Annotated in this window: 12 protein-coding genes; 9 read left to right on the top strand and 3 right to left on the bottom strand. The window is 31.2% G+C overall.

Annotated elements, in window-relative coordinates; translation table 11 throughout:
* From ACQY31_RS03165 to ACQY31_RS03155, 3 genes are all read left to right on the top strand, one after another.
* Complete coding sequence (locus ACQY31_RS03165; RefSeq protein WP_428080780.1) at nt 1–1446, top strand: DUF1800 family protein; 1446 nt, start codon at nt 1–3, stop codon at nt 1444–1446.
* Nucleotides 1443–2615, top strand: a complete 1173-nt coding sequence (locus ACQY31_RS03160) for a DUF1501 domain-containing protein (RefSeq protein ID WP_428080778.1) — start codon at nt 1443–1445, stop codon at nt 2613–2615. The genes ACQY31_RS03165 and ACQY31_RS03160 overlap by 4 nt, the downstream gene beginning before the upstream one ends.
* Before the next feature lie 68 nt (nt 2616–2683).
* Nucleotides 2684–3718: a GMP reductase gene (locus ACQY31_RS03155; protein ID WP_428080776.1), complete on the top strand. Its 1035-nt coding sequence runs from the start codon at nt 2684–2686 to the stop codon at nt 3716–3718.
* A 14-nt stretch (nt 3719–3732) separates the two neighbouring features.
* Here ACQY31_RS03155 and ACQY31_RS03150 read toward each other — a convergent pair whose 3' ends face one another.
* Nucleotides 3733–5010 (bottom strand): Y-family DNA polymerase, encoded by a 1278-nt coding sequence (locus ACQY31_RS03150; protein ID WP_428080774.1) that lies wholly within the window; start codon nt 5008–5010, stop codon nt 3733–3735.
* The gene (locus ACQY31_RS03145; RefSeq protein WP_075506508.1) at nt 4988–5383 is read right to left on the bottom strand and encodes a LexA family protein; all 396 of its coding nucleotides are present in this window, start codon (nt 5381–5383) and stop codon (nt 4988–4990) included. Before ACQY31_RS03145 ends, ACQY31_RS03150 begins: the two co-directional genes overlap by 23 nt.
* Before the next feature lie 188 nt (nt 5384–5571).
* Here ACQY31_RS03145 and ACQY31_RS03140 point away from each other — a divergent pair, with 188 nt between their 5' ends.
* From ACQY31_RS03140 to alaS, 6 genes are all read left to right on the top strand, one after another.
* Nucleotides 5572–5955 (top strand): VOC family protein, encoded by a 384-nt coding sequence (locus tag ACQY31_RS03140; protein WP_428080772.1) that lies wholly within the window; start codon nt 5572–5574, stop codon nt 5953–5955.
* A 13-nt stretch (nt 5956–5968) separates the two neighbouring features.
* A complete protein-coding gene (locus tag ACQY31_RS03135) occupies nt 5969–6334 on the top strand; it encodes a GFA family protein (protein WP_428080770.1) in 366 nt (121 codons plus the stop codon).
* The gene (locus tag ACQY31_RS03130) at nt 6300–7268 is read left to right on the top strand and encodes a uridine kinase (protein ID WP_428080768.1); all 969 of its coding nucleotides are present in this window, start codon (nt 6300–6302) and stop codon (nt 7266–7268) included. The genes ACQY31_RS03135 and ACQY31_RS03130 overlap by 35 nt, the downstream gene beginning before the upstream one ends.
* On the top strand, nt 7265–8563 hold the full coding sequence (locus ACQY31_RS03125) for a TolC family protein (RefSeq protein WP_428080766.1): 1299 nt from the start codon (nt 7265–7267) through the stop codon (nt 8561–8563). Before ACQY31_RS03130 ends, ACQY31_RS03125 begins: the two co-directional genes overlap by 4 nt.
* Before the next feature lie 107 nt (nt 8564–8670).
* The gene (gene recA / locus ACQY31_RS03120; RefSeq protein ID WP_428080764.1) at nt 8671–9825 is read left to right on the top strand and encodes a recombinase RecA; all 1155 of its coding nucleotides are present in this window, start codon (nt 8671–8673) and stop codon (nt 9823–9825) included.
* Between the two features lie 94 nt (nt 9826–9919).
* Nucleotides 9920–12586: an alanine--tRNA ligase gene (gene alaS, locus ACQY31_RS03115; RefSeq protein ID WP_428080762.1), complete on the top strand. Its 2667-nt coding sequence runs from the start codon at nt 9920–9922 to the stop codon at nt 12584–12586.
* On the opposite strand, the gene ACQY31_RS03110 is transcribed toward alaS, so the two are convergent.
* Nucleotides 12578–13792, bottom strand: coding sequence for an NADP-dependent isocitrate dehydrogenase (locus tag ACQY31_RS03110; protein WP_428080760.1), 1215 nt, complete (start codon nt 13790–13792; stop codon nt 12578–12580). The genes alaS and ACQY31_RS03110 overlap by 9 nt on opposite strands.
* Between the last annotated feature and the right edge of the window lie 49 nt (nt 13793–13841).

Raw genomic sequence — 13841 nt, 5'->3', positions numbered from 1 at the left:
ATGAAAAACTTTTTTAGAAAAGTTGCTTTTGGTTTAAAGCCTGATGAAAAAGAGCCATCAGATCCACTAGTTTGGGCTCAAAAACAAGTTGAAAAAATTCCTGAATTCAACTGGACTGGAAAACATATCTATTCAGAAAAGGAAATGAGAAAGTATTGGATCACTCAAAGAGTTGAGGAAAATACAACTTTAAGAAAAAAATATAAAAATGATCCAGAAGGACTCAGAAGAGCTCAGCGTCAATTAGAAAATGATACAGGTAAAAAATTTTGGCCAGCTAATGAAATTTGTATAAGACACTCTGAAGGAATAAGAGGCGATCATCCAGTATTAGCTAAGCTTTGGTATTTTTGGGGAAACCATTTTACAATAAGTGATACACAAACATTAGGATCGTATTCTACTGGAGCATATCAGAGAGATTTTATTAGAGCTAATATGGATAAAAATTTTGAGACATTGGCAACAGAAGCAACTTTAGCTTGGCCAATGATAATGCATCTTGATAATAAAGAAAATGTTGGTCCTAAGTCAGAAAGCGCAAGGCAAGAATGGAGAAGAAGAGAAAAGAGACCAGCAACATTAAATGAAAATCATGCAAGAGAATTAATGGAGCTTCATACGATTTCACCAAAGGCAGGTTATTCACAAGAAGATGTTATAGAATTAGCAAAAATTATGACAGGTTGGCGACCTAAGTGGAGCAAAACTAAAGATAACGGAAGTGATGTCAGGTTCGATCGTGAAAGACATGAGCCAGGTAAAAAATTAGTTTTAGGAAAAGAATATAAATCAGGAAGAAAAGCATTGAAACAAGCCATTAAGGATTTGGTTAACCATCCATCCTGCAGAGAATTTATAGCTACAAAACTTTGTAGATATTTAATTACTGATAACCCAACAACAGAAATGATTGCACCAGTTGTTAAAGCTTGGGAACAGTCAGATGGATTTCTTCCAGAGGTTCATAAAGCAGCTATAAAAGTTGCATTTGAATATAATGATAAATATAGAAAATTTCAAAATCCTGAAAATTGGTGGCTCACTACTATTAATATGTCAGGATCAACTTATTCATATCCAACTAAAGAAAAAATAATAGATGGTCATCCATTAGGTATGAAACCATTTGGGTTAATTAATTGGCAGCGTTGGTTTTTAGAAGATTTAGGATGTCATCCTTATAAGCAAAAACAACCTAATGGATATTCAGATTTAGAAAAAGACTGGATGTCTACTGAAATGATCATAAGAAGAATAATGTATGCCAAAACTGCATTTCATAAATATAATGTTGATGATCAAATAAGTGACAATATTCATGAAAAAATAATTACCAATAATTTTGATAATTCAGACGAAATATTAAATATTGTTTCGAGAGCAAAGACAAACGAGGAAAAGCATATTATATTATTTAACTTACCAGAGGTATTAAAAGCATGAAAATATCAAGAAGAGATTTTTTAAAAGGAACTGCAACTTCTTTATTTTTAGCTGGATTTAATTTTCCAGTTTTAGCCTCTACTTCTAGAAAGAAAAATTTAGTTGTTATAATGTTAAGAGGTGGAATGGATGGCCTAACAGCTGTCCCAGTTATCGGAGATAAAAATTTTGAAAAAAGAAGAAAAAAAATTTTAATAGAAAACCCAATAAAACTTGATTCTGATTTTGCATTACATCCACGATTGGATGGTTTTCATGAGTGCTGGAAAGCAAATTCAGGATCAATTATTCACGCCACAAGCATACCTTACACAGCTCGATCACATTTTGAGGGTCAAAACTTAATGGAGTCTGGGGGAAGAGTTCCATATCAAGAAAAAACAGGATGGCTTGGAAGAGGCATGAAGCTAGCTAATTTAAAAGGAGATGGCTTGGCATTGTCTTTACCTATGCCACTCTTATTAAGAGGTGTTCCTAAAAATGATAACTTTTATCCAGCCGACGGAAGATTACCTAGAGAAGAAACACTCGAACTATTAAGATCAATTTATGCTGATAGATCTGAAGAAGAATTATTAGATATGATGAATTTTATAAAAGTTCGTAAAAATGAACAAAAGATGGGTGTAGGTGGCAGTTTTGGTTCTGATGCTAGAAATAATAGAAATCTTGCAGTGGAGGCAGGAAAATATTTATCCAAACCCAATGGCCCAAGAGTTGCTGTATTTGAAGTAAATGGTTTTGACACTCATGCTGCTCAAGGTGGAGTAAATGGAACTCATACAAAATGTCTTGAAGAAATGGACTCAATTATCCGATATTTGAAGGCTTATCTTGAGGACTCTTACAAAGATACAGTAATTTTAACAGTCACGGAATTTGGAAGAACTATAGCTCAAAATGGAGGAAACGGTACAGAACATGGATATGGTACAGCTTTGTTTATGGCTGGTGGATTATTAAAGAAAAGCCAAGTTTATTCTGATTGGCCTGGGTTAAAGAGAAAAGAGCTTTATCAAGGTAGAGATTTAAATGCTACTATTGATGCACGATCAGTTTATGCATCTGCTATGTCTACAGTATTTGATCTAGATTTTAATCGAATTGAAAAAGAAGTTTTCTTCGGAGATAAATTGCAAAACTTGTCTGATAAGCTTTTTAAAGCTTAATAAAAAACTTATCCACAGCCTATAATTTGAATTGAAATTGTATTTTAGAAACTATAGCCTTTTTGTTAATGAGAATTGAAGAAGAGCTTAAATTAGATTACTCTGATGTCTTATTCAGACCCAAGAGAAGTACATTAAAAAGTCGTAAAGACGTTAATCTTCTTAGAACGTATAGATTTAAATATAGTAAAAATGAGTGGTCAGGCATTCCTATCATGGCAGCAAATATGGATGGTGTTGGCGAACTAAGTATTGCCGAAAAATTAAATGATCATCAAATGATCACATGTTTAACAAAGCAACATGATATAAAAAAAATAAAACAAAACAAAAATATTAAAAAAATCTACCCAAATATTGCACTTAGTGTTGGTATTAAAAAAGAAGACTTTCAAAACTTAGATAAGGTTTTAAAGGAATTTAGTTTTTTCAAATTTATTTGTATTGATGTTGCAAATGGTTACTCAGAGCATTTCACAAATTTTATCAAATCAGTAAGAGAAAAATATCCAACTAAAACTATTATTGCAGGAAATGTTGTAACTGCAGACATGACCCAAGAATTAGTTTTAAGTGGTGCCGATATAGTAAAAGTTGGAATAGGACCTGGAAGTGTTTGTACAACTAGAATTCAAACAGGAGTAGGGTATCCACAATTAAGTGCTGTTATAGAATGTGCAGATGCAGCTCATGGACTTGGTGCACATATAATTGCTGATGGAGGTTGCACATGTCCTGGTGATGTTGCAAAAGGCTTTGGAGGTGGTGCAGACTTTGTAATGTTAGGTGGAATGTTGGCAGGTCATGATGAAGGGAAAGGCAAAATAGTAAAAGTAAATGGTTCAAAATATATTGAATTCTATGGATCAAGCTCAGAAGTTGCTAATAAAAAACATTATGGTGGCTTAGCAGATTATAGAAGTAGTGAAGGAAGAAAAGTTAGGGTTAAATATAGAGGAAAAATAAACGATACCGTTTTAAATATTCTTGGTGGTGTTAGAAGTAGTTGCACTTATGTAGGAGCACCATCTTTAAAACAATTAAGTAAATGCACAACTTTTGTAAGAGTCTCTAGTCAATTTAATGATACTTTTGTTAAATAAATTAATAATTTCTCTTAAGCTCTAATCGTCGGTAAACAATAAAAATCAGCGGTATCAATTTTAGAAGAATACTGTCTTCGCATATTCCATTTTTTATGAACCCCAGCACTTGCAACACTTAAAGTTGATCTTCCATATCGATGATTAGTATTATCAATTGATCTCATCAAGCTATTTATTTTTTCATCTTTTTCAGAAGTAAATAAATTTGTTTTATCACTAGCATTCGATAACCCTGTCAGCATCACACCTGCTTTTTGATAACGATAACCATTTTTAAATATGCTCTCAAGAATTGAAACTGCAGTTTTAACTGTTTCAATACTGTTGTTTGTTGCAATTGGAAAATCAACTGTCTTTGCATTTGAATAATAACCAAAGTTTCTATGAAAAGGACTAGTTCTTACAAATACAGTAATTGCTTTTGCAACTAAAGACTCTGATCTAATTTTTTCAGATGCATTTAAACAATAGTTTGCAACTGCTTCTTTTAATTCTTGAAACGTTTCAATTCTTTTTCCAAATGATCTTGAAACTACACAACTTTTTCTTTTAGTAGTAGTTGTTTCTAAATCAATACAAGGAATTCCTCTAAGCTCCATCGCTGTTCTTGAACTTAAAACATTGGAACTTTTCTTAATCCATGTATTAGATTTATTCTTAAGTTGTTTAGCATTGTAAATTCCATGCTTTTGATAAAATTTAGTGAGTTGTCTGCCAACTCCCCAAATATCATTAATTTCAACTTTTTCTAAAATAGGATCTAAATTATCTATTCCAATTAAACTCGTAACACCTGATTGTTTTTTCTTTGCAATATGATTTGCAACTTTACTTAATGTTTTTGTTTTTGCGATCCCAATACTTGTTGGAATACCAGTCCATTGTAAAACTGTTTCTCTAATTTCTTTTCCAACTTTTTCTACATCCTGATCTTTAAAGTTTGATAGATCTAAAAAAGCTTCATCGATTGAATAAACCTCTATTTCAGAATTAAATCTTTTAAGAGTTCGCATCACTCTTCTAGATAAATCTCCATATAAAGAATAATTTGATGAAAAAACATTTACATTATTTTTAATAATAATATCTTTTGCTTTAAAATAAGGTTCACCCATTTTAATTCCTAAAGCTTTTGCTTCATTGGATCTTGAGATGATACAGCCATCATTATTAGATAAAACGACAACAGGTTTTTTTCTTATTTTAGGATTGAATAATCTTTCACAAGAAACATAAAAAGAATTGCAATCAACGAGTGCTATTTTTTTAGTATACTGAGTGGATGACATAAGTAACTACTCCCCAAATAAAAACATCTTGTTCTTCATTAATTAAAATTCTGTCAGAAAATTCTTTAGAGCCAGAAGTTAAAAATTTTTTATCTCTTTCTTGAACTAAAGTTTTAACTACAAGCTCGTCATGAACGTTTGCAATCACTGTTGAAAAATTTTTTGGTTTTAAACTTTTATCAACGACCAATAAATCTCCATCATTAATGCCAACATCAACCATGGATTTACCTTGAACTCTGATGATGAAAGTTGCTGGAACATTTCTTATTAAATGCATGTTCAGATCGATATCTTCTTCGATATAATCTGTTGCAGGAGAAGGAAAACCAGCACCTGCTTTATGTAGATAATAAGGGATTGTTAGTTTCATGTTCTTGTTTTGTTCTAATTTATAGACCATTTATGGAATACACTCAAGAGGTTGTATTTTGAGTCTGTAACTGAATCAAAAGTGAATCAAAACGTGAACATCCAATCCACATATTGTGGACTTGTGGATAACTTCAACCATAGATAGTTTAAGCTGGTTATATAAATATATAAATTCTAAGTTTGATTATGAATGTTTTAGATTTTGTCATGGTTGGTTCCAATGATCATCAAAAGTCAGGTGACTTTTATGATGCTGTTTTTGAACCTTTAAAATTAAAAAGAATTTTAAAAACAGAAAAGTATTTAGGTTACGCTCATTCAAGTGATCCAGACAAAGTTCAATTTTATGTAACTCATCCTGTAAACGGGGAGCCTGCAACTTTTGGAAATGGAACGCAAATTACTTTATTAGCTGACACTAAAGAAGCAGTAGATAAATTTTATGAAGTTGCAATTTCAAAAGGAGCGACAGATGAAGGTGGACCAGGTGTTAGAAAAGATAGAAATTATTATGCATACGTTCGTGATTTAGATGGAAATAAGATTGCAGCAAAAAGTATTTTAACTTAAATTAAGGAGATATATGAAATTAAGTTGTCATTGTGGATCTGTAGAAGCTGAAATTAATTCTACAGTTAATGAATTAGCAAAAATAGTTAGATGTAATTGTTCAATTTGCAAAAGAAAAAATGCAACAATGGGTATGGTTAAAAATGAAGATTTTAAACTTACCAAAGGTGAGGATAAAATAAAACTTTATCAATACCATACTAAAGTTGCTAACCATTACTTTTGTACTGATTGCGGGATTTACACTCATCACAATCCAAGAAGTAATCCTGCAATGACAGGGTTTAATTTAGGATGTGTTGATGAAGTTAAAGTTGAGGATATAAAAGAGATAGCTCAATTTGATGGTCTTAACCATCCAATGGATCAAGAAAAATAAAAGTTCAATGCAATCTGCTGCTGAGTGTTTTAAAAAGGTAAAAAGTGATTGTTTAAAATTTATTAAGTCACAGGAAACTTCAAAAGAAAAATTTAGTAATAAAGACAAGATGCTAAAATCTTTTCTAATACCAGTATGTTTTTGGATTGCAAAAAAAGCAAATAATAAAAAACCTTACTTTGTTGGTTTGGCTGGAGGACAAGGAACTGGCAAGACAACTATAAGTTCAATTATAAAAATAATATTAGAAAAATATTTCAAATTAAAAGTATTTAAAATTTCCATTGATGATTTTTATAAAACTAGAAAAGAAAGATCTATTTTATCCAATAAAGTCCATCCTATTTTGATGACAAGAGGGGTGCCTGGAACACATGATGTAAAAATTATGTTAGATTTTTTTAAAAAATCAAAAAGTAAAAACTTTAAATCAATAAAGTTGCCAAGTTTTAACAAGGCAGTAGATGACCGATCTCCTCAAAAAAATTGGTACAATATTAAAGAGCAGCCAGATGTAATTATATTTGAAGGCTGGTGCGTTGGTGCAAGAGCTGAGGTTAACAAAACACTTAAAAAACCAATTAATTCACTTGAAAGAACTAAAGACCACAAACTTATTTGGAGAAAATATGTAAATGAGCAACTAAAGACGAAGTATAAAAAATTATATTCAAAGTTAAATTGTCTGATTTATCTAAAGGCTAAAAATTTCAGTTTGCTTCAGAAATGGAGACTAAAACAAGAGCATAAGTTGTGGTTAAATACTAAAAATAAATCTAGTCATAAAATAATGAGCAAAGGAGATGTTATTAATTTTATGCAAACTTACCAAAGAATTACACAGAACATGTTTAAATTTGCACCAAAATATTCTACAATTATATTAAATTTAAATAGCAATCATCAAATTAAGACAATAAAATTTAATAAATGAAAAAATTTTTAATAATTATCTTTTGTACGTTAGTTTTTCCATTAAGTGCATTTTCAGCAACTTTAAAAGAAGCCCTACAACAAACATTTGATAACAATCTTGAGCTTCAAGCGGAGAGAAAAAATTTAGAAATCCAACAAGAAGTAATCAATATGTCTAGAAGTGATTTATTGCCTACTTTAACTCTTACAGGTAAGAAAAAATTTGAGGAAACAAATGAAATTACTACACAAGGTGGTGCAGATGCATCAGTTACAGATGTAAACACAGGATCAGCTTCAATTAAACTTGAGCAAACATTACTTGATGGAAGTGGACGAAAAACAGAATATGAAAAAAGTAAGTTAGGATTAAATTTAACAGAAGCAAAATTAATTAAAAAAGAACAAGAAATATTCTTAAGAGCTATTGAAGCCTATACAGGATTAATTTTAGCTTATGAAAAATTAAATATTAATGAAGAAAACGTAAATTTACTTCAAAGACAATTCGAATTAGATAATGCAAGATTAAGCAGGGGACAAATCACAGCATCAGATTTAGCACAATCCCAATCTTCTCTTGCTGGAGCACAAGCAAGATACATTGAAGCTCAAAATAATATAGTAACCAGTAAATTAAATTATGAAAATATAATTGGAACTATTGCAGAAGAAGAAAAATTAAAAAAAATATATAATGCTCAAGTATCAATCCCTAAAAATTTAAATGAAGCTAAAAAAATATCTTTAGAGAAAAGTCCTGAATTAATTATTGCAGAAATAGAATATGGACAATCAGAACTAGATGTAAAAATTGCAAGATCTGATCTTTCACCAACAGCAAAAATTTCATTAGAGAGAACTTATACCGATGATTTAAGTGCAACTTATGATGAAAGAGAAAAAGATGTGTTACAAGCTACTGTTTCTTGGCCTTTTCAATTTGGTGGAAAAAATAAATCTAATGTAAGCAAAAATCTTCAAGCAAAAGGTATGAAAAGATTACTTTTAGAGAACGCTCAAAAAAATAATACACAATCAGTGACTTCATCTTGGTCAACTTTACAATCTTCAAGAAGCTTTTTACAAGCTGTACAATCACAAGTTAAAGCTTCAGAAGTTGCAACTGAAGGAATTAGCTTTGAGTATGAAAGTGGATCTGGAAGATCTACTTTTGATGTTCTTCAATCTAGATCAAACTTAATAAACGCAAAAATTAATCTTGCTGAAGCTGAAAGAAGCTATTTGTTAGCTCAATACAGAGTTTTAAAATCAGTAGGTCTTTTAAATAGCGACTATTTAAATCTTAAGTAATTTAGTCTTTTTTACTCACTAAAAACAAAGATCTTGCTAATGAGAACAAAATGTGTACATTTAATTCATGATTCGACTGTTAAAAAACGTAAAAAAAGAGGCAAAAAATGACGAAAAGTAACCTAAAAGTAGTTAAATCTACTAAAGATCAAGAAATGGATAGTAAAGAAAAAAACAAAGCATTAGATGCTGCAATAGCTCAAATTACAGATAATTTTGGAAAAGGCTCTGTAATGAAGCTTGGCCAAAAGAGAGCTATGGATATTGAATCTGTTTCAACAGGTTCTTTAAGTCTTGATTTAGCTTTAGGTATAGGTGGATTACCAAAAGGAAGAATTATTGAAGTTTATGGACCAGAGTCATCTGGTAAAACAACATTAGCATTGCAAGTTGTTGCTGAAGCTCAAAAAGCAGGTGGAATTTGTGCATTCGTTGATGCAGAGCATGCTTTAGATCCAGTTTATGCAAAAAAATTAGGTGTAAATACTGAAGAACTTTTAATCTCACAGCCAGATGCTGGTGAACAAGCATTAGAAATTGCTGATACGCTAGTAAAATCAGGCTCTATTTCAGTTATTGTGATCGACTCTGTTGCAGCTTTAACACCAAAAGCTGAGATCGAGGGAGAGATGGGAGATCATCATGTTGGTCTTCAATCAAGATTAATGAGTCAGGCTTTAAGAAAATTAACAAGCTCAATTTCAAATACAAACACAATGATGATTTTCATTAACCAAATCAGAATGAAAATTGGAGTTATGTTTGGAAGTCCTGAAACTACATCAGGTGGTAATGCACTTAAGTTTTATTCATCTGTAAGAATGGATATTAGAAGAATAGGTGCTATCAAAGACAAAGACGAAATTATTGGTAACTCTACAAGAGTGAAGGTAGTTAAAAATAAAGTAGCTCCACCATTTAAAGTAGTTGAATTTGATTTGATGTACGGAAGAGGAATTAGCAAGATGGGTGAATTAGTCGATCTTGGCTCCAAAGCAGATATTATAGAAAAATCAGGAGCATGGTATGCTTACAAGGGTGAAAAAATAGGACAAGGTAGAGAAAATGCTAAAACTTATCTTGCTCAAAATCCTAAAGTAGCTGCTGAAATAGAATTAGCTATTAGAGAAAAAGCTGGTGTTATTTCTAAAAAAATAGAAGGAAACCCGATAGATCCTGAAAAATTGGAAAAAGAAAAGAAAGTAGCTGAAAAAGAAGAGGCTGATAAAGCAGAAGCTACTCCTCCATCTAAAAAGAATTAATAGGTCATCTTTATTAATAAAAGGCGCTTAATTTAAGCGCCTTTTTTCCCGTACTGCATCTAGACATAAAATAAAAAAGCTGTATTTTAAAAATATGGCAGACAAAACTCTCAATGAAATTAGAAATACTTTCCTAAAGTATTTTGAAAAGAATGATCATCAGATTGTGGAGTCTAGTAATTTGGTTCCAAACAATGATCCAACGCTGATGTTTGCCAATTCAGGAATGGTCCAGTTTAAAAACGTGTTCACAGGTTTAGAAAAAAGAGATTATGTAAGAGCTACTACTTCACAAAAATGTGTAAGAGCAGGCGGAAAACATAATGATTTAGAAAATGTAGGTTACACACCTCGACACCATACTTTCTTTGAAATGTTAGGAAACTTCTCATTTGGAGATTATTTTAAAGAGCAAGCAATTGATTATGCATGGAATTTAATCACTAAAGATTTTGGAATAGATAAAAATAGACTTTATGTAACGGTATTCCATGAAGACGATGAAGCCTTCAATTTTTGGAAGAAAATAGCAGGTTTTAGCGATGATAGAATTATTAGAATAGCAACATCAGATAATTTTTGGTCAATGGGAGAAACAGGCCCATGCGGACCTTGTTCAGAAATATTTTTTGATCACGGTGACCATTTACATGGAGGATTGCCTGGTACCAAAAATGAAGATGGAGATAGATTTATTGAAATATGGAACTTAGTCTTCATGCAATTTGAACAAGTTACAAAAGATAAAAGAATAAATCTTCCAAAACCATCTGTAGATACTGGAATGGGTTTAGAAAGAATAGCTGCTTTACTTCAAGGTACTCATGATAATTATGAAACAGATCACTTTAAAAAAATAATTAATTCAGCTTCAGATATAATTAAAATTAAATCTGATAAATCTAATCTATCAAGTTTTAGAGTTATAGCTGATCACTTAAGAGCAAGTTCATTTTTAATTGCTGAAGGAGTGCTACCTTCTAATGAAGGAAGAGGATATGTGCTTCGAAGAATTATGCGAAGAGGAATGAGACACTCTCATTTGTTAGGAGCTAAAGATCCAGTTTTTTCAAAATTGTTTGATACCCTATTAAATGAAATGTCAGGAAATTATCCTGAACTTAAAAGAGCAGAGTCTTTAATAAAAGAGACTTTAAAAATGGAAGAAGAAAAATTTTTAGTTCTTTTAGATAGAGGAATTAAAATTTTAAATGATGAAATTTCAAAGATAGATAAAGTTTTACCAGGTGACATTGCTTTTAAACTTTATGAAACTTATGGTTTTCCAATTGATCTTACTGAAGATATTTTAAAATCAAAATCTTTAGAATTTGATAAAGATAGATTTGGTGAGCTGATGAGAGAAAGTATTGAGCTTGCTAGAAAAAATTGGAAAGGATCTGGAGATAGTGCAGTTGAGCAAGTTTGGTATGGTGTAAAAGAAAAACATGGAGCTACAGAATTTTTAGGATATGAAAATGATCAAGCACAAGGAGTGATCAAATCACTTCTTAAAAATCATAAAGAGGTTGATACTTTAAATGCTGGTGATGAAGGTATTATCGTTGTCAATCAAACACCATTTTATGCTGAATCTGGAGGTCAAGTTGGTGATACTGGAATGATCTCTAAGGATGAATTTGAATTTGAAGTAACTGACGTTCAAAAGAAATTGGGAGATTTATTTGTTCATTACGGAAAGGTGAAAAAAGGTTCAATAAAATTAGAGCAGGATGTTGAAATGAAAATCAATATTGAGAAAAGAAATGATACAAGAGCTTATCATTCAGCAACTCATTTATTACACGAGTCTTTGAGAAGAGTTTTAGGTCCGCACGTTACCCAAAAAGGATCTCTTGTTGAGCCAGAAAGGTTAAGATTTGATTTTAGCCATATGAAGCCAATTTCAGATGATGAGATGGTAAAAATAGAAAGTCATGTAAATGATATGATTTCTAAACAATCAGATGTAACTACAAGAATAATGACACCTAAAGAGGCAGTTGATAATGGAGCATTGGCTTTATTTGGTGAGAAATATGGAGATGAAGTAAGAGTATTGTCGATGGGGGATGAAGGAGAAAAATACTTTTCAACCGAGTTATGTGGTGGAACTCATGTAAAAAACACTGGTGATATTGGTAAATTTAAAATTATCAGCCAATCTTCAATTGCAGCAGGCGTTAGAAGAGTAGAGGCTTTAAGAGATAAGCAGTTAGATGATTATCTTAAAAATAAAGAGAGAATGTTAAACTTATCATCTGAAAAAGATGATGAACAAATCAATGAATTAAGTAAGCAAATCTCAGATCTTGGTGGAAAACCTAATTTAGATGAAAGTGATAAAAAAGTTTTAATCAAAAATTTAAATAAACAATTAGAAACTTTATCAGTTAATTCAATTTTACAAGACCAATCCAAAAATAAAGTTAATGATCAAAATGTTAACGGGGTGAAAGTAAGGTTTCAAAACGTTGAAGATCTTCCACCTAAAGAATTAAGAAAACTTGTAGACAAAGGTAAAAAAGAATTAGGTGAAGGTATTGTAATTGTTTTTGCAAGCAAAGATGACAAAGTTGGTATTGCTGTAGGTGTCACAGAAAAACTAATTGAAAAATTTGATGCAGTAAAATTTGTTAAAGCCGGCTCTGAAGTAATTGGAGGTAAAGGTGGAGGTGGAAGAAAAGATTTTGCTCAAGCAGGCGGTCAAGAACAATCAAAAATCAATGATGCTTTTGAAAAAATAAAATCTTTAATTTAATTTCTTTTTAAGATTAACATCAATTTCGTCTAAAAACTGATTAGTTGTTAAAAACTTACTATTTGGTCCAACTAGAATTGCTAAATCTTTTGTCATAGATCCATTTTCAACACACTCAATACATACCGCTTCTAATGTTTGAGCAAATTTAATTAATTCTTGATTATTGTCTAATTTTCCTCTGTGTGCCAATCCTCTTGTCCATGCAAATATAGATGCAATAGGATTTGTAGAAGTCTCTTTTCCTTGTTGATGCATTCTATAGTGTCTAGTAACAGTTCCATGAGCAGCCTCAGCTTCCATCACTTTTCCATCAGGAGTTAACAGAGTACTTGTCATTAATCCTAATGATCCATAACCTTGAGCCATAGTATCAGACTGAACATCGCCATCATAATTTTTGCAAGCCCAAATATATTTTCCACTCCATTTCATTGCACACGCAACCATGTCGTCGATTAATCTATGTTCATAAGTGAGATCATGTTTTTCAAATTCTTCTTTGTATTCATTATCGAATACTTCTTGGAAAATATCTTTAAATCTTCCATCGTATTGTTTTAAAATTGTATTTTTTGTAGACATATAAACTGGCCACTTTTTAATTAAGCCATAGCTAAAACACGATCTTGCAAAGTCTTGAATTGATTTATCTAAATTATACATTGATAGGGCTACTCCTGGACCTGTAAAATTAAATACTTCGTATTTAATTTCTTCTTTTCCATCCTCTGATGTCCACTTAACTTCCATTTTACCTTTTCCAGGCACTTTAAAATCTGTAGCTCTATATTGATCACCAAAAGCATGTCTTCCAATAATTACAGGATCTGTCCATGAAGGAACTAACTTTGGAATATTTTTACAAATTATAGGTTCTCTAAAAACTGTCCCGCCAATAATGTTTCTGATCGTTCCATTTGGAGATCTCCACATTTTTTTTAAATCAAATTCTTCAACTCTTGCTTCATCAGGAGTGATTGTTGCACATTTAATTCCAACACCAATTTTTTTGATAGCATTTGCTGAGTCAATTGTGATCTGATCATCAGTATTGTCTCTGCTTTTCATACCTAGATCGTAATATTCAATACCAAGATCGATATAAGGAAGGATTAATTTGTTTTTAATAAACTCCCAAATAATTCGAGTCATTTCATCACCATCTAACTCGACAACTGGGTTATTTACCTTGATTTTGCTCATTAAATTAAATTTATCTTATTAATTGAATTTGATTGGTTTATATACATAT

The sequence above is a fragment of the Candidatus Pelagibacter sp. genome (assembly GCF_965262185.1).
In the GTDB taxonomy this organism is placed as follows: Bacteria; Pseudomonadota; Alphaproteobacteria; order Pelagibacterales; family Pelagibacteraceae; genus Pelagibacter.
This window is presented reverse-complemented; position numbering and strand designations above follow the sequence as displayed.